This window comes from Anoxybacteroides rupiense, from assembly GCF_014196195.1.
Classification (GTDB): domain Bacteria; phylum Bacillota; class Bacilli; order Bacillales; family Anoxybacillaceae; genus Anoxybacteroides; species Anoxybacteroides rupiense.
In genome coordinates, this window is the sequence record NZ_JACIDF010000001.1 from 695,742 (window position 1) to 713,415 (window position 17,674).

At 42.0% G+C, this 17,674-nt stretch carries 17 protein-coding genes; 7 read left to right on the top strand and 10 right to left on the bottom strand.

Annotation, left to right across the window (positions count from 1 at the left end; translation table 11 throughout):
• Positions 1-10: 10 nt before the first annotated feature.
• From mtnA to GGQ95_RS03325, 5 genes are all read left to right on the top strand, one after another.
• The gene (gene mtnA / locus GGQ95_RS03305; protein WP_066146932.1) at positions 11-1,072 is read left to right on the top strand and encodes an S-methyl-5-thioribose-1-phosphate isomerase; all 1,062 of its coding nucleotides are present in this window, start codon (positions 11-13) and stop codon (positions 1,070-1,072) included.
• A complete protein-coding gene (locus GGQ95_RS03310; RefSeq protein WP_080862837.1) occupies positions 1,069-2,220 on the top strand; it encodes a sugar ABC transporter substrate-binding protein in 1,152 nt (383 codons plus the stop codon). Before mtnA ends, GGQ95_RS03310 begins: the two co-directional genes overlap by 4 nt.
• Entirely contained in the window at positions 2,217-3,764 is a 1,548-nt protein-coding gene (locus tag GGQ95_RS03315) for a sugar ABC transporter ATP-binding protein (protein WP_183186317.1), read from the top strand. The genes GGQ95_RS03310 and GGQ95_RS03315 overlap by 4 nt, the downstream gene beginning before the upstream one ends.
• Positions 3,712-4,719 carry an ABC transporter permease gene (locus GGQ95_RS03320; RefSeq protein WP_066146926.1) on the top strand — a complete coding sequence of 336 codons (1,008 nt, stop codon included), beginning with the start codon at positions 3,712-3,714 and terminating at the stop codon, positions 4,717-4,719. The genes GGQ95_RS03315 and GGQ95_RS03320 overlap by 53 nt, the downstream gene beginning before the upstream one ends.
• Positions 4,720-4,804: 85 nt before the next feature.
• On the top strand, positions 4,805-5,260 hold the full coding sequence (locus GGQ95_RS03325; RefSeq protein ID WP_066146924.1) for a chemotaxis protein CheX: 456 nt from the start codon (positions 4,805-4,807) through the stop codon (positions 5,258-5,260).
• 33 nt (positions 5,261-5,293) lie between these two features.
• Here the strand turns inward: GGQ95_RS03325 and GGQ95_RS03330 are convergent, their stop codons facing one another.
• Both GGQ95_RS03330 and GGQ95_RS03335 read right to left on the bottom strand, forming a co-directional pair.
• Positions 5,294-5,791 carry a methylated-DNA--[protein]-cysteine S-methyltransferase gene (locus GGQ95_RS03330; protein WP_044746728.1) on the bottom strand — a complete coding sequence of 166 codons (498 nt, stop codon included), beginning with the start codon at positions 5,789-5,791 and terminating at the stop codon, positions 5,294-5,296.
• Complete coding sequence (locus GGQ95_RS03335) at positions 5,766-8,003, bottom strand: PAS domain-containing sensor histidine kinase (RefSeq protein ID WP_159720791.1); 2,238 nt, start codon at positions 8,001-8,003, stop codon at positions 5,766-5,768. The genes GGQ95_RS03330 and GGQ95_RS03335 overlap by 26 nt, the downstream gene beginning before the upstream one ends.
• A 345-nt stretch (positions 8,004-8,348) precedes the next feature.
• Between GGQ95_RS03335 and GGQ95_RS03340 the strand changes: the two genes are divergently transcribed.
• Complete coding sequence (locus GGQ95_RS03340) at positions 8,349-10,118, top strand: B12-binding domain-containing radical SAM protein (protein ID WP_183186319.1); 1,770 nt, start codon at positions 8,349-8,351, stop codon at positions 10,116-10,118.
• 10 nt (positions 10,119-10,128) lie between these two features.
• Here GGQ95_RS03340 and ykzE read toward each other — a convergent pair whose 3' ends face one another.
• From ykzE to GGQ95_RS18555, 3 genes are read right to left on the bottom strand one after another with little or no spacing between them, the layout of a single operon-like run.
• Positions 10,129-10,266: a protein YkzE gene (ykzE, locus tag GGQ95_RS03345; protein WP_183186320.1), complete on the bottom strand. Its 138-nt coding sequence runs from the start codon at positions 10,264-10,266 to the stop codon at positions 10,129-10,131.
• Positions 10,263-10,418 carry a protein YkzP gene (ykzP, locus tag GGQ95_RS03350; RefSeq protein WP_183186321.1) on the bottom strand — a complete coding sequence of 52 codons (156 nt, stop codon included), beginning with the start codon at positions 10,416-10,418 and terminating at the stop codon, positions 10,263-10,265. Before ykzP ends, ykzE begins: the two co-directional genes overlap by 4 nt.
• A gap of 13 nt (positions 10,419-10,431) precedes the next feature.
• Positions 10,432-10,566 (bottom strand): hypothetical protein, encoded by a 135-nt coding sequence (locus GGQ95_RS18555; RefSeq protein ID WP_255357493.1) that lies wholly within the window; start codon positions 10,564-10,566, stop codon positions 10,432-10,434.
• A 95-nt stretch (positions 10,567-10,661) separates the two neighbouring features.
• On the opposite strand from GGQ95_RS18555, the gene GGQ95_RS03355 reads away from it, so the two are divergent.
• On the top strand, positions 10,662-11,006 hold the full coding sequence (locus tag GGQ95_RS03355; protein ID WP_044746731.1) for a DUF3905 domain-containing protein: 345 nt from the start codon (positions 10,662-10,664) through the stop codon (positions 11,004-11,006).
• A 271-nt stretch (positions 11,007-11,277) separates the two neighbouring features.
• Here the strand turns inward: GGQ95_RS03355 and GGQ95_RS03360 are convergent, their stop codons facing one another.
• From GGQ95_RS03360 to GGQ95_RS03380, 5 genes are all read right to left on the bottom strand, one after another.
• A complete protein-coding gene (locus GGQ95_RS03360; protein ID WP_044746782.1) occupies positions 11,278-12,414 on the bottom strand; it encodes a zinc-dependent alcohol dehydrogenase in 1,137 nt (378 codons plus the stop codon).
• Entirely contained in the window at positions 12,414-13,676 is a 1,263-nt protein-coding gene (gene bcbE / locus GGQ95_RS03365) for a bacillibactin exporter BcbE (RefSeq protein ID WP_044746732.1), read from the bottom strand. The genes GGQ95_RS03360 and bcbE overlap by 1 nt, the downstream gene beginning before the upstream one ends.
• Positions 13,677-14,512: 836 nt before the next feature.
• Complete coding sequence (locus GGQ95_RS03370) at positions 14,513-15,340, bottom strand: carbohydrate ABC transporter permease (protein WP_183186322.1); 828 nt, start codon at positions 15,338-15,340, stop codon at positions 14,513-14,515.
• A 14-nt stretch (positions 15,341-15,354) separates the two neighbouring features.
• Positions 15,355-16,242, bottom strand: coding sequence for a carbohydrate ABC transporter permease (locus GGQ95_RS03375; protein ID WP_231734591.1), 888 nt, complete (start codon positions 16,240-16,242; stop codon positions 15,355-15,357).
• Positions 16,243-16,366: 124 nt separating this feature from the next.
• Entirely contained in the window at positions 16,367-17,638 is a 1,272-nt protein-coding gene (locus GGQ95_RS03380) for an ABC transporter substrate-binding protein (RefSeq protein WP_183186323.1), read from the bottom strand.
• Positions 17,639-17,674 lie beyond the last annotated feature (36 nt).

The window sequence follows — 17,674 nt, forward strand, 5'->3', positions numbered from 1 at the left end:
GAAGAAGAATATGGATTCATTGCTCTCCATTCCGCGTTCTGTTGAATGGAATCACACACATTTGACCATTTTAAATCAGCAAAAGCTTCCAAATGAGACTGAATATTTAGAATTAAAAGATATTCAATCTGTGTGGGATGCAATTGCCACATTGAAGGTTCGCGGTGCTCCAGCGATTGGCATCACAGCTGCATACGGTCTTGCTTTAGCGGCACACAGCTATCAAACGAATTCTCTCGAAGATTTTCGCAACCTTCTGAAAAAGGATCGTGATTATTTGGCAAGTGCCAGACCGACAGCCGTCAATTTATTTTGGGCGCTCGACCGCTTGATGGCCAGCATTGCGAACGTTTCGTCTGTCGCCGATGCCAAAAAAGCATTGGTTCATGAGGCAATCCGTATTCAAAGCGAGGATGAGAACACATGCCGCTCCATCGGTGAACATGCCCTTTCTCTTTTTCAAGAGGGAGATCGCATTTTAACCATCTGCAACGCTGGATCAATCGCTACGGCTCGGTATGGTACCGCGCTTGCTCCCCTTTATTTGGCAAAAGAACGCGGAATTCGTCTGCATGTCTATGCTTGCGAAACAAGACCCATTTTGCAAGGCGCGCGGCTGACGACATGGGAGCTCATGCAAGCAGGCGTTGATGTAACGCTGATCACTGATAATATGGCAGCACAAACTATAAAGACAAAAGACATCACAGCTGTCATCGTCGGTGCTGACCGCATTGCCGCAAACGGAGATACCGCCAATAAAATCGGTACATTTGGCTTGGCATTGCTCGCTAAAGCATTCAACATTCCTTTTTATGTAGCGGCTCCCCTGTCCACTATTGATTTATCGACTAAGACAGGGGCAGATATTCCGATTGAAGAGCGTCCGTCTGAAGAAATAACCGAGCTGGCAGGAACACGAATCGCTCCTCCTGGAGTAAAAGTATACAATCCTGCTTTTGATGTGACGCCTCACGAGCTGATTACAGCCATTATTACTGAAAAAGGAATCATAAGCGGCCATTATGAAAGCGTGCTGACAGCTTTGTTTAAGGAGGAAATCAAGCGATGAAAAAACGACACACATTTTTGTTGGCAATCCTATTGTTATTCGGCATCATGCTCGGAGGCTGTACCAATGAACAAGATGCTGTAAGCTCTAAACCAGCGGCTAAACAAGAAAACACGGAACAGAAGGCGACGAACAATACAGCCAATGAATCCGCTTCCGCTGAGCAGGCCGCTATTCCAAATCAATTAAAAAAACCCATTAAAATTGCGGCCATTATGCAATTTTCGATCGGTACCTTCTCCTCTCAATATATTGCTGGCGTAAAAGATCAAGTGCAGAAATTTGGCGGAGAAGTACAAGTTTACAATGCTGATAACGACTTAACGAAAATGGCTTCATATGTAGAAACCGCGATCACGCAAAATGTCGATGCCATCCTTTTGGACCACGGACGAGCCGACGCATTAAAAGGGCCGGTTGAAAAAGCGGTGGCCAAAGGCATTCCTGTTGTCGCTTTTGACAACGACTTAAATATTCCCGGCGTAACCGTCATTGACCAAGATGACTATAGCCTTGCTTGGAAAACATTAAAAACATTAGCAGAAGATTTAAATGGCGAAGGAAAAATTGTTACCATCTGGGTCGGTGGTTTTACACCAATGGAACGGCGTTATGTCATTTATGACGCATTTAAAAAACGGTATCCAAGCATTAAAGAAATTGCTAAATTCGGCAATGCCAGCTCTAATACAGCATTAGACACACAAACGCAAATGGAAGCGATTTTGAAAAAATATCCGAACAAAGGCGATATCGATGCTGTATTCGCTACATGGGACGAATTTGCGAAAGGAGCCACACGAGCCATTCAACAGGCGGGCCGTACCGAAATCAAAGTATACGGCATTGATTTAAGCGATGAAGATTTGCAAATGATTCAGCAGCCAGACAGCCCATGGGTAGCAACAACCGCGACTGACCCTGCCGAAGTCGGCCGAGTCCAAGTACGGTTTGCTTATCAAAAAATTGCAGGTGAGAAAACGCCAAGTATTTATTCTCTCGAGCCACATCTGGTGAAAAAGACAGACTTGCCTAATCAGCAAGTAACAATGGGAGATCTGCATCAATACATTACTGGCTGGGGTCAATCCAACGTCGCTCTCTCTCCATGGATGAAAACATTAGAAGAACAGGGGAAAACAAAATGAGCGGGCTTTTCATGAACAATATTTATAAATCGTTCGATCGCGTGACCGTATTAAATGGCGTGAATTTCCATGTAAAGAAAGGGGAAGTTCACGCCCTTTTAGGAATGAATGGAGCCGGAAAAAGTACATTAATGAAAATTTTAGCTGGAGATCTTCAACCCAATGAGGGAACTATCACGATCGACGGCACAGACGTCAACTTTCCAAATCCGGCGGCCGCCAAGAAGGCCGGCATTGGCTTAGTGGTTCAAGAAGTCGACACAGCGCTATTCCCCTTTTTAACAGTCTATGAAAATATTGTGGCTGATGATTTGGTCCATGCCGCCCGCCATCCATTCCTTTCATGGAAAAAGCAAAAGCAGCGGGCAGCCCAAGTACTGCAGCAAATCGGGCTATCGCTTCCGCTTGATAAACGGATTCACGAGTGTACGCTGCATGAAAAACAGCTTATTGTACTAGCGAAAGTGCTTTTCTCTTCTGCCCGTTACATTATTCTGGATGAACCGACAGCCGCCTTAAGCGAGGTAGAAACAAAACGCCTTTTTTCGATTATGAAACAATTAAAAAATCAAGGCGTTTCCTTTATCTATATTTCTCATAAGCTCAAAGAGGTGAAGGAAATTTGCGATCAGGTAACCATCCTGCGCGATGGTTCCGTCGTCCATCAAGGTGATGCTGCCCAGCTGTCAATCGAAGAGATGATTTATCATATGGTTGGACGGACTCAGCAACGAAAAGAAAGAGAGCGACGCACATACGGCGAGGACATCCTTTTTGAAGTCAAGCAATTGCAAATTCCGAAAACAAACACGATGATTGATCTGCAAATTCGCAAAGGGGAAATTGTCGGAATTGCCGGATTGGTGGGGGCAGGAAAAACAGAGCTAGCCGAAAGCCTATTTGCCCATACGAAAACAACCGGGGAATGGTTGATTCATGGAAAGCGTCATACGTTTTCTTCACCAAAAGAAGCGATTGCTGCCGGCATGTGCTTTATTCCTGAAGAACGGCGAAAGCAAGGACTCTTTATGAGCGAAACGACTCGCACCAATTTAACTGTCCGTTTACTATCATCACTAGCAAAATGGCAATGGATTTCTAGAAAACAGGAGAAAGAAAGGGCTCAGCAGCTCATCGATACACTCCATATCCAGCCTTCCTCCCAGCAAGCCATCGTCAAGCAACTAAGCGGCGGCAATCAGCAAAAAATTGTCATTGGCAAATGGCTACAAACAGGCGGCGAGGTTTTTATTTTTGATGAACCAACAAAAGGCATTGATGTGAGCGCAAAAGCAGAGGTATTTGCGATTATTCGCTCCCTGGCCGAGCAAAGGAAAGCCGTTCTATATTTAACAAATGAATTTCAAGAGCTGCTCGATATCGCTGATACAATCTATGTCATGGTTGATGGACAGCTTGTACAGCGTTTTACAGCAGAGGAAGCAACATATGAACAACTGATCTATTACAGCAGCGGAGGTGGCGAAGAAAATGGCACAAGTACAAACAACAACGCTTTCAACCGTAAAGCGATCTCCTCTTAATTTTCTATATAAACACGGAACATTGCTTGCCATTCTAGTTGTCATTGCTTATTTCAGCATTACGCTTGATCGTTTTTTGACGTATGAAAATTTTAGTGATATTTTGCGGTCCATTTCGATTGTAACACTCGTAGCCATTGGCATTACATTTTCTCTTATTGTCGACGGCTTTGATTTATCCGTCGGTTCAACGGTCAGTCTCGCCACAATCGCGAGTGCAGCTTCTCTCGTTTTATATCGACAAGAAATTTTGGTCACTCTTCTCGTTCCGCTTTTATTAGGAATAGCAGTGGGCCTATTAAATTCGTTGCTCATTGTCAAACTAAAGCTCCCTGATCTTCTGGCAACACTGGCAACCATGTATGCCATCAATGGGGTGCATCTCACTTATACAAAAGGGTTTTCCATCTACAATGACATGCCCCTTCCAGACGGAGGAACGGCGCCGGGAAAGTTTATTCCGTCCTTTTTATTTATCGGCCAAGGAGAAGTAGGCGGCATTCCATTCTCTGTATTACTCATGTTATTCATTGTTGCCGCTTCCCATTTCTTTCTGACCTATACAAAGCCTGGCCGTTTATTCTACATGACAGGAGAAAATCGGGAAGCTGCCCGACTTTCGGGAATTCCAGTCAATCGCTATCGAACATATGCATATGTCATTAGCGGATTTTTCGCAGCACTTGGCGGTATCGTCCTTGCCTCGCGAATCGGAACCGGACAAGTTTCTGCCGGAGCCTCCTTTTTAATGGACGGAGTGGCCGCTGCCTATATCGGCTTTTCCGTATTCGGCGCAGGGAAACCAAACGTTATCGGCACTTTATTCGGATCCATTTTAATTGGTGTACTTTTAAACGGTTTAACCATGATGAATGTCCCATACTATGCCCAAGATATTATTAAGGGAGCGATTTTAGTAGGGGCGTTAGCGCTCTCACATCTCCAAAAGAAATAGGAATGTTTCCCCATCGGCTTATATGAAATTTTGTGATATGATAAAATTACTAGCGCATTTGTCTTATGAACGGGGGAACAAGCGGATGACGACAGCAACAACTCTTACTCACTTATTAAACAGTGCCATTCATTCGATCAAAACGGTAATTCCAGCGGGGATTGAGATTGAAAAACCGGCTTTATACCATGCTAGTTCAATCCGCTCATCTTTATCCGTGCTGATTGGAATGACTGGACAAATTCATGGGCAGTTAGTCATCGCAGGAACGAATGATCTTTTTGCGCAAATCAGTCAACTTATGTATGGAATGATGCTAGAGGGAGAAATGCTCGAATCATTTACATGCGAGTTAGGAAACATGATCGCTGGCCAATTGGCGACACACGCATCGAGCCAGCAAATGATGATGGACATCACTCCTCCCACTTTGCTTGTAGGAGAAGCGAATGTAAAAGGGTTTCAAAAAGCGATTGTTGTTCCTGTCAATATTGTAGAAAAAGGAACATTAAATATGATTGTCACTCTCCATCATGAATAAAAAAACTAGAAGCGATTTTTGCTTCTAGTTTTTTTATTCTCTAGCATAGCTTTGCTCTAAGTTTAACAGCTTTTCTTTTATATCTGTTCGACTTCCCGCATAGCCGGTTAATGAGCGATTCTTGCCAATGACGCGGTGACACGGAACTACAATGGCAAGCTCATTAGAACGGTTCGCCTGGCCGACCGCCCTTACCGCTTTCGGATTTCCAATTTTCTCAGCAATCTCGCTATAGCTTACCGTTTCGCCATATGGAATCTCGCAAAGCGCTTGCCATACCTTTTCTTGAAACGGTGTACCCTTCCATTTCAATGGAAGCTGAAATCTTTTCCGCTTTCCTCGGAAATATTCATCCATTTGTTCAAGTGCCGTTTGCAGCAACTCAGAATCGCTTTTCACCATTTCGTGGTTGCTGCTCAATTCTTCCCAGTCGTCAGCAAATAGCTCGATTTTCACAATGGCTTCCCCGTCTGAGACAATATACAAATCTCCTAGCTCTTTGGAGCTATAAACATTGTATTCTAGCTTCATGATCTCCCTCTTTTTCTGTTCTTTCAATCGGCAACGTAATATGGAAAGTCGTTCCTATCCCCACTTCGCTTTCCACATCAATTTTTCCTTGATGCTCCTCAATAATTTTATAGCTAACCATCAGCCCGAGTCCAGTTCCACGTTCTTTAGTCGTATAAAACGGTTCACCCAGCTTTTTTATTTTGTCCTGAGGAATACCGCATCCTTGATCCTTGACGGAAACGCGAATCGATTGGCGATCCACTCTTTGAATGCGCACCTGTATTTCTCCGCCTTTTGGCATCACTTCAATGGCATTTTTTAAGATATTGATAAATACTTGCTTAAGCTGATTCGGTTCGCAGTAAATATACGGCAAATCTTCGGCAAAGTCAGGGATAATTTGCACATTATGCATCATCGCCTGAGCGCTAATTAAATCAATTGTATCTTTCATAATTTTGCAAACATCATTTTGCTGGTATTGAATGGCCTGCGGTTTTGCGAGCACAAGAAACTCGGTAATAATGGACTCAATTCTCTTTAACTCAGACATAATCACATCAAAGTACATGGAGTAATCTTCGCTAATGCTGCCTTGCAACAACTGAATAAATCCTTTTAATGCTGTCATCGGATTACGAATCTCATGAGCAATTCCTGCTGCCAGCTCACCCACCACATTAAGCGTATCTGATTTACGAAGCTGCCACTCCAGTTCTTTTCTCTCAGTCACATCCCGCAGCATCATCATACCAACATTAGGAATAATTTCCCTTTTTAATGAAATTTCAACTGTTCGTTGCTCTCCCTTATTTGTTAACAGCGTCATTTCCGCATAAGCTTTGCCAAATTGCTCGCACTGCTTAATCAATTTATAAAACACCTTCTGCTCTTTTTCCGGGACCCAGTGGACAAACGGCTCATGAATTAATTGCTGCTTTGTTGCTTGAAAAATTTCGCAAGCGATTGGGTTCGCATCCAAAATACGATACCCCTCTCCCCAAAGCAGAATGCCATTCATCGAGTGATCAAAAATGCTGCGAAATTTTTGTTCGCTCTCCTGCAGTTCTTTTTCCATTTTGCGTCTTTCGGTGACGTTGCGGAAAATAGCCAAATGGAAGCCGTCAATAACTCCCTGCTTCATCGTAAACTCAAGCTGCTTATCCTCTCCATTCGGCATATGAAAGGTTAGTTCATCGCGAATTTCGCCCGTTTTTCGGAAAAGCTCAAACACATGGTGTGCCTTTTCGTCGCGATAGTCAATAAAATCAAGCAAATTTCTTCTTATGAGCAAATTGAGCGGCAGTTCGAACGTTCGGCTTGCAGCAGGATTGGCATTGACAATGTGTCCATAGTCGTTCCAAATTAAAATCGCCTCATGCGCTTGTTCAAACATCGCACGGAATCGCTCTTCGCTTTTTTGGAGCTTAATCTCCATATTTTTCTTTTCCGTGACATCGCGCATAATTGCCATATAAAATCCGCTATATACATTTGATGTCATGGTTAATTCAAACATTTTGACCGTTCCGTCAAACCGGATAAACGACAGTTCTCCCTTCGCCGTTCCTTTTTCTTTTAGTTCAACTAAAAGCTGAACAAAATCGTCTTTGCATTCTGGTGCAACGAATTGCTGGAAGGACAAATTCAGCAGCTTGGCTTTTTCTAAATTTAAGCTCATGCAAAAAGCGGGGTTTACATCAATAAACCGCCCGAATTCATCGAAAATGATAATGCTGTCTACTGCGCGATTAAATACATCCTTAAATAAAAACTCGTTGATGATTCGTTCTCGTTCCAGCGCTTTTCGCGCCGAAATATCACGCATAATGGCTAAATCAAAGTGGTTGAATGCATCTTTTTTCATCGAAAATTCAATGTGCTTGATCTTCCCGTTCGCTAGCTTAATCAGCAATTCATCGCTAAAGGAGCCAAACTTATGTAACATGGATTGCTGAAATGCTAAAATGTCTGGGGGAACCAAATCAAGAAACAAGGTAAACGATTTCCCCACCAGTTCTCCCTTGTCCATTTCAAACAGCTGACACGCTGCCTCATTCACCTCTACAAACTCACCGTTTTTATTAAAAATCACGATCGCATCTAGTGATCTTTCAAAAATAATGGAATACCCGCATAGCTGTTCTCTCAGGCGTCTATTTTCTTCTTCTAACGACCTGACGTTAATCATTAAATCTTCTTCTTCCCGATGAGAAAGGCTGTTATTCACCATTAGCACCTCTCCTTCTCCCATAACGGCATAATATTCAATTATATTCGCTATAAAAAAGGGTACTCCTTCCATTGTTTTCGAAAAAATTCCTATTAATATTCAATAAAAGGGATATTTTGTTTTTAACTGTCAAGTTGCGCTGATATTTGCTTTTTTCTTTTATCACCAATATATACTGCTTTTGTTTTTTTCATTTATCTTTTGACAAAACTGTGGTATATTAGAGTGTTGTTTTGAGACTTAAACGCTGATCTATTGAAATTCTTATTGATTAATGAACAGTCGCGATAGGCTAAGCTGTAAGCATTGCTTAGAATGTTGTGAATAAAGGAGTTTTTGCCTATGAATATCATCTGTGCGACATTAAATGCTAAGTATATCCATACAAATTTAGCGATTCGCTACTTAAAAGCATATGTTGAACCAGATTTTACCATCCAGCTTGCGGAATATACCATTAAAGATCCGGCGATGAATATTGTGACAGATCTTTATCGAAAAAAACCGGATATTATCGGTTTTAGCTGTTATATTTGGAATATTGAAGAAACCATTAAAGTCGTGAAAATGCTGAAAAAAATTGATCCTACCATTACGATTGTCGTCGGCGGACCTGAAGTATCGTATGATGTCCGCGAGTGGCTCGAAACCGTTCCCGAATTTGATTTTATCGTCATCGGGGAAGGGGAAGAAACGTTTAAACAATTTCTGGCGCAAATGAATGGAGAGCGCGATTTTAATCAGGTACACGGACTCGCCTTTCGTCAAGAAGGACGAATCGTCATCAATCCTCAACGAAACAAAATCCGTTTAGCGGAAATGCCTTCTCCTTTCCGTTTTCCGGAGGACATTCCGCATTTATCCAAGCGCATTACTTATATTGAGACAAGCAGAGGCTGTCCATTCAGCTGTCAGTTTTGTTTATCGTCCATTGAAGTAGGTGTTCGCTATTTTGACAAGGAAAAAGTGAAAGAAGATATTCGCTATTTAATGAAGCATGGGGCGCGCACGATTAAATTTGTCGATCGGACCTTTAATATAAGCCGCAGCTATGCGATGGACATGTTTCAATTTCTTATTGAGGAGCATGTTCCCGGAACCGTGTTTCAATTTGAAATTACAGCTGACATTATGCGCCCAGAAGTCATTGAGTTTTTAAATCAACATGCGCCGCCGGGTCTTTTTCGATTTGAAATCGGCGTTCAGTCAACCAATGACGAAGTAAATAAGCTCGTGATGAGAAAACAAAATTTCGCCAAGCTCACTCGCACAGTAACGATGGTAAAAGAGGGAGGAAAAATTGCCCAACATCTCGATTTAATCGCTGGATTGCCTGAGGAAGATTACACCTCCTTCCGAAATACATTTAATGATGTGTTCGCGCTTCGTCCAGAAGAGCTGCAGTTAGGATTTTTAAAAATGCTGCGCGGCACCGGATTGCGTCTGCGCGCTGCTGAATACGGATATGTATTTATGGATCACGCACCATATGAAGTATTACAAAATCATGTTTTGTCATTTGCTGAAATCATCCGCATCAAGCAAGTAGAAGATGTATTAGAAAAATATTGGAATGCCCATCGGATGGATGAAACAATCGAATACTTAGTCACCCATACGTTTTCTACACCTTTTGATTTCTTTCAAGAGTTTGGGACCTATTGGGATGAACAAGGCTGGGGACGCATCGGCCATCAGCTCGAAGATTTATTCCGTCGTCTTCATCAATTTTTGCAGGAAAAAGCCTGTGAAGATCTTTCGGTGGTTGAAGCATTGATGAAGTATGATTATTTGCGCAACCAGAAGCATAAGCCGCGGAAGCCTTGGTGGGAGGAAAAAACAGACAAAGAACGGCGCGCTGCTCTTTATCGCTCTCTTCTTGAACAGCCGTCCATTTTAGGAGAAGCTTTTATGTCTCTCCATTTAGACGAAAAAGATTTATTTAAGCATACGATTATGGAATTGGTTTCAATCGATATTGGACATTACTTGGAAACAAAAGAAATCCATTACACTCCGACCGTGATGATTGCTTATTTTGATCCAATTAAGCTGCAAACGATGATTTTCTCCGCTCCATTGTCATTATTTTCATCGACATTAAAAAAGTAGGGAACTTTCCCTACTTTTTCTTTTTTGACTTCCTCATTTCTTCCATTAGCGCCAGTATTTGCTGTGCATTGAAATCTCCTGTTTCAAAGGCAAACTCCTCTTGATTGCGATTGTCCATACGGCTATGTTCTTGGTTTTTCTTGTTCATTCGCCTTGCATTCCTTTTTTCGAATTGCGGTTAGCCCCGCGAATCATCGGTTCATCGCTTGCGTATTGCGCAATAGCTTCCGATTCGGGCAAGCTTTCCGTTGGGGTTTTGTTATTGTTTTTGGCTGCATTTTCCTTGACTTTTCGTTTCATCCTTAGGCCTCCATTATTTTTTCTTATGCTTGTATGCAATAAGGACAATCTCTTCTCCTGTTTCCTCCCGCAGCGATTTTTCAAGCTGCTGTAATTTCTTCAATGAATCGTCCCGCAAATGGGCTACAGGAAAGGCAGTATTGTTCATGACACATCCCCTTTTTTTCTTTACTTTTCGTAAAAGCTGTTTGTTTTATTCATAATATTTTGCGACGGGTTCAAACTATAATAGAGGTGAAAAATATGGACAAAGACAGCAAATTAGAATCACCCATTTTAGATGAAACGCTTCCTCATCAAATTCATGCCCCTTCTTTTAAAGGAACAGGCATTCAAATGAAACCGCCATTTGTGAATCAATATGGAGTCATTATCGGCGACAGCAAATACAATTCCCCTCATTCTCCGTTGAATCAATGGAGCGATGAAGTGGATCCAAGCGTCATGTCCGGAGAGGAATGGGTGCATCCAACCAATGATATCGGTTGGAATACACCCGAAAACCGCGAGCTACTGGAAGCAAAAAAGCGGCCGCAATCCGTTCCGTTCATGCATCCAAGCATTGACACAAGCTATGGACAAGATTGACCTTTTCTTTAATTAAGCAGGAGCTCCTTATCATTGATTGGAGATCTTTCTAAGTGGTAGACAAAGTTAAAATAGACTTTGTCTACTCTCATTTTAAAGATCGTGAATTCATTGCCATTTTCCCTCATGAGGCAAGGAACGAAGCCGAATGCGAACCAAGAAAGTGCTTGCCAACACCCACCTCCACTCCGTTAAGAGGTCGGAGACTTGTCGGTGGATCATGTAAAAAGGATCTCCTCTATTGCTTGGAGATCCTTTTTTATTTTAGTCATCATGGTTTGAGTACAACTTTAATGCAGCCATCCTTCTTTTCATCAAAAATTTCATACGCGTGCGCCGCATCCTTTAAAGGCAAACGGTGGGTAATAATGTCGGTAGGGTCGAATTTTTCTTCCACAATCCACTGATATAAAGTCGGAAGATAGTGAATCACAGGTGCTTGTCCCATCTTTAAAGTAACATTGCGGGCAAATAAATCCCCAAGCGGAAACTGGTTATAGCGCGAGCCATAGACCCCTACTAGCTGAATGGTGCCGCCTTTGCGAACCGCTTGTGTAGCAATGACAATAGCTCCCATCGCTCCCCCTTGCAGCTTTAATGCAGATTCAACCATCTCAAGCACCGTCTTTTTGCCATCTAAACCGACACAGTCAATCACGATATCCGCTCCGCCGCCTGTGATTTCTCTTATATATTCTCCCACATTTTCATATTCAGTAAAATTAATGGTCTCCACCCGATTCACATTTCGTGCATGCTCCAAGCGATAGCCGATGTAATCAACCGCAATCACTCGTTTGGCTCCTTTTAGCCAAGCAAATTTTTGCGTCAACAGTCCGACAGGGCCGCAGCCGAGAACAACTACCGTATCCCCGTCCTTTACTCCGGCTTCATCAACACCCCAAAAGGCTGTAGGAATAATATCGGATAAAAATAACAGCTTTTCATCCTCAAGTTCACAATCTTGCGGGACAACAAAAGAGGTAAAATTAGCGAATGGAACGCGCAAATATTCCGCTTGTCCCCCTGCGTAACCGCCGAACGTTTCAGAATAGCCAAAATAAGCGCCAGCATCTCCATGTTGATTCGATGTATCGCATTGGCTTTCTAATCCATGACGGCAATACCAGCATTGGCCGCAGGCAATCGTAAATGGCACAATGACTCGATCCCCTTTTTTTACCTTCGTTACTCCTGGACCGACTTCCTCTACAATGCCCATCGGTTCATGACCGATGACAAAATCATGCGGCATATTCGGAATCATTCCATGGATAAGATGCAGATCAGAGCCGCAAATAGCCGTGCTTGTAATTCGTACGATCATATCATCATCCTTGACAATAGACGGATCAGGTACATTTTTCACTTGTACGTTTTTAATGCCTTGATAAGTAACCGCTTGCATCATGCGTTTTCTCCTTTCTTTGATGGTTTTATTCCTGCCACAATCACCACACTGGCCAGCACGCATAAACCAGCTAATACGTAAAACATCATATCCGTTGATTTCTTCATTAATAGGGCAACGACTGGCGGGCCTGAAGCCACGCCGATAAAGCGCATCGAGCTATAAATCGAAGTGATGGTTCCTCGTTCTTTTTTCTCAATTCCTTCGGTAATGAGCGCATCTAGACAAGGTAAGGCAACACCAATCCCAATGCCGCTTAAAAAGAAAATGGTTAATTGAAGCCAAATATTTTCAAAAAAACTTAATAAAAATGTAGCGATGGCTAGGAGCGATACCCCAGCAAAGGTAAGCCACTTCATCAATAGTTTGTTCTTTTCAATTTTCTTTCCGGTAAGAAATGAAGCGATGCAAAGCGCCCCAAGCGGCAAAGCAAGCGCAAATCCTTTTTTTACCCCGTCCATATGATGACGGCTCTCAAGCATACTCGATAAAAAGAATAAGACGCCAAATAAAGCAAACATTAAAATTCCGCCGATCATAAAAATGGCATAAAGCCAACGCCCTTCCCTCTGAAAAATTCCTTTCATCTCATGTAAAAATTGTTTGAACGGCATAGGTTCTTGAGACTTGCGCGGAGTTTTAATAAAAAATAGCATAAGCGCAATAGAAATCGCACAAAAAATCGGAAATGAAAAAAAAGGGAAAAACCAACTAAACCCAGCAAGAAAAGCACCTAATATCGGGCTCAATACTTTCCCAAATGTATTCGCTGTCTCAATCGTCCCTAAACAGCTGCTCATTTCGCTTTCATTTTTATACAGATCGCCAACAAGGGGCAAAACGATCGGAGCTGCTCCAGCTGCCCCTGCACCTTGAAGCATTCGACCGATTAAAATAAACATATACGAATGATCCATTTTCCAGGCGGCCCACCCGGAAACAAGGCCACCAATCGCCGCTAAAATTAAACTTGGAATGATGACTTTCTTCCGTCCAATACGATCGCTTAAATATCCAGCAATCGGTATTAAAATAATAGCCACGATGGAGTACACGGTAATAATCATGCTTGATTGAAAGGATGAAATCGCCAATTCTCGCTCCATAGTCGGCAAAACAGGAATTAACATCGAATTCCCTAATGTCATGACTAAGGGAATCGATGACAAGGATATAATAGCCAGTTTTTTTCCTTTTGACTCTTCTCCTTCTCTTTTCACATTTTTATCTTGTTGAGACAACTGCTCTATCCATTCCATATAACATTCCTACCTTACATTAATATATAAATGATTAGCTCATATGAACGCGTTTTTTGCATTTTTATTCGTTCGAGTTCGATGATTGGAAATGCTGTATATAAACTTAGGCACTCCCGTCATCCTCTCCACCTCTTTTCAGCATGATGGAGCAAAGATTATCCACTTCTTTTCTCATGGTGAATGGCCTTATTGTGTGGCAAAACCTCGTAGTTCTGTTATAAAAACAGCGGACAATAACAATGAGAAGCATTTCTTTCTATAGCCTGCCTTTTAGGAAATGTACCAGCTTAATGATGGATATAGATGCCCCTAAGGCGATCCTGTTGATCCTTCCCCGTTCTAGGCATGACAAAAAGCCAAACAAGGCTGCCCCTACTCATAGATCTGTACAGCGATTCGTTAGTTCATCATTCAATAGCCGGAAAAACAACAGATACATACCAATGCTAAACGGCATCTATGGTGAAGCTATAGTAAAGGAAGAAGTTGATTTTCTCAAAGCTTTCATCATTCGTACGTCCTTTATTCCCCCTTTACGCGCTAAATGGATTCATACACGTTTAGCATCTCCTTCAATTATCATGACATTCTGTAAATTTTTTCAAAACAAAAAAGCTGATCTTATTAAAGAAGATTTTTCGATACATGTATAGAATGGAACATCTGTGAAGCTTTCTATACACGTCATCGATGACATTTCTTCTTTCTTAAGATCAGCATTTCAATCTATGCGCTCAGGCGGGTTAATTATCCAATATTCCTCGCTTTTCTGTTGAAGTTTAGCGATATCATTCTGTTTTTTAAGTAAAATAATGGAAAATCAATGGTGTGCGCTATTTTCCACCTGTAAATGATATTCCTTTGATGAAATAACGATTAAAAAAGATATAAATGAGAAGCACGGGCAAGGTGAACACCATGGATGCTGACATAATATAATTCCAATAGCTAATATACTGTCCTTTAAAGCTGTTTAAGCCAAGCGGCAAGGTAAACATTGCTGGATCAGAAAGAATAATAAGCGGACGCATAAAATCATTCCATGACCCCATAAACACAAAAATGGCTTGTGCCGCTAAAGCGGGCCTCGCTAACGGAAGCACGATCCGAAAAAAGGTTCCAATCCGGCTAAGGCCGTCCAATGCCGCCGCTTCTTCCAATTCCTTTGGGAAATTAATAAAAAACTGGCGCATCATAAAAATAAAGGTAGCATTCATCATCGTCGGTACGATCATCCCTTGATACGAGTTGAGCCATCCAAACCACTTTAAGATAAGGTAATTGGGAATCAGCGTCACCTGTGCAGGAATCATTAATACGGCTAAAATAATCACAAAAAGAGGCTTTTTGCCCGGAAATCGCAACCGCGCGAGCGCATAGCCCGCCATTGAATTAAACAACAAATTCAAAACGGTAACGGCTGCCGCAACAATCACGCTGTTAAGCAGCCATCGCGGAAACATTTCCTGTTCAACAAAAATTTTCCGGTAATTCTCAAGCGTAAACTGTTTAGGAATAAAAGAAACCGTTCCACTTACAATTTCCTCAAGTGTTTTAAACGAAGAAGAAAGCGCCCATAAAAACGGAAGCATCGTCGCTACAGCATAAAGCACAAGAATAATGTATAACAATCCTTTGGCTATCCCGATTTTTTTCTTCATCGCACCCATCTCCTTTAGTAAAGAGACTCCTCTTTTGAAAATTTTCGCTGCAACCATGTCGCCATCAAAATAATGAGCGCTAAAATAAAGGCGAGCGCTGCAGCATATCCCATCGTCCCTAATGTTTTAAACGCATATTGATAAATGAGAAGCACAATGGTGAGTGTCGAATTATCTGGACCTCCTGAACCCGCTGAAAAAATATAGGATTGATCGAACAATTGAAACGTGCCAATAAGTCCCATAATAACGACAAACGAGGTCACCGGACGCAAATAGGGCACCGTTACATACCAAAATTTTTGCAAAGCGTTAGCTCCATCCAACTCAGCTGCTTCATAAAGCGAATCAGGAATATCTTGCAGCGCTGCCAAATAAATGACCATAAAATACGGAGCGGTCGACCAAATATTCATCGCCATAATGGCGCTCAGTGCCACTTTCGGATCTCCAAGCCAATTGTAGGTTGGAAGCCCGATCGCTGCCAACACATGATTAATTAAGCCGTTTTGATTATACATCCACATAAAAATGAGCGTTAAGACCGCCGAAGAAGTTAGTGTCGGCAAAAAATAAATAATGCGAAACCACTTTTGTCCTTTTAACCCTGCGTTTAACGTAGCTGCTAATATAAGAGCAAGCACGGTTTGACAAGGCACTACAATGATGACGTACTTAATGGTATTCCATAGGGCAATTTTCGCACGCAAATCCCCACCCATTCTTTTAAAGTTGTCAATCCCGACAAATTCAAAGGAAGTGGCACCAAGCAACTGCACTTTATGGAATGAGAGAAAAACGATAAACAAAATCGGGCCGATAATAAATAACAGCAGTACAAACAGTGTTGGTGAAAGCAGGGCATAGGCGGCGCCCGCTTCTCGCCACGCTTTTTTTCTCATATTCATTCCTCTCCTTAAATGAAGGAAATTCCGTTGACTTTTCCCCTAAACGCTATTCTTTTTATCACGATCTTATATAACGCAGGTAGCTGATAGAAGAAAGCTCTTCTATCAGCTACCTCCTTTATTCGTTTCCTTTAATTTCTTTATTAGCGGTTTCTTGAGCTTCTTTTAAAGCCTCTTTCAAAGAGCGGTCGCCTAAAAATGCACTGACAAATTGGTTATTAAAGTTGTTCATAATAATTGGCAGGTTCGTCCCGTTTTGCCATACGGTTGCATAAGAAGCTCCTGCCACTATTGGCGCGCGCAATGGATCTTTGTCAAATCCAAGCTCAGCAGCGACAGATTTGCGTGATGGAAGCTCTAATCCTTTACTTGTCCATATTTTCATTCCTTCTTTTCCGGTTAAAAAGGAAAGTAATTCCCATGCTGCTTCTTTATTCTTCGCGTCTTTGTTCATAACATAGGCTACTGTATATGCCATCGTCGCTTTCTTTCCATCCAATGTTGGCACTTCAGCTGTTCCGTACTCTAAGTTCGGGAAGGTTTCATCTAAAAATGGGATAGCCCAGTTTCCTTCAATCACCATTGCTGCTTTTCCTTGTCCAAACATTTCACTGCCTGAACTCGCTCCCACTTCTTTAGGCTCTGCTGTCGACCGGTCTTTAAGATGCATATCCACAATTGGTTGAAGCGCTTCCACTACTTTTGAATCGGCAAAGCTTGCTTTATTATCAGTGACTACCTTTCCGCCTTTTGATTCTGCGAGGTAGTAAAGGCGAGCTAATTCCGGCATCACTCCAAATCCATATACGTCCTTCCCCTTTGTTAATTTTTTCGCAGCTTCCCTTAATTCATCCCATGTTTGTGGTACTTCCACACCAGCTTCATCTAGCATTTTTTTGTTATAAAATAAGGCGAGTGTTGAATATCCTTTTGGAAACCCATAAATTTTTCCATCCTTTCCTTTGAACGCATCAAGCAACGGCTTTTCAAAATCGTTTATATCAAAATCATTGGTTACATAAGAATTAAGTGGCTCTAGCACTCCCGTTTCAATTAAAGCAGGGGCTTCAAAAGCATCAAGATAAAAAACATCCGGCCCTTCTCCACCCACAAGACGTGTTTTAATCACATCCATATATTGATCTGAAATCACTTCATATTTCACCTTAATATTTGGATGGGTTTTTTCAAATTCATCTAGCGTCTGCTGAAGCAGCTTTTGCTCTGTCGGATTTCCTCCCCATCCAGCAAGCGTTACTTCCACTTTCCCATTGTTGTTTGTGCTTTCTTTGCCGCTTCCGGCCTTTTCATTGCCGCTGCTGCATCCTGATAAAGCGCTTCCAACTAATAATGAAGTCATCGCAATGGTGGCTAATTTTTTCCCCTTCATGTTTAAAAACCCCTTTCTTAAATAAAATGATCATAT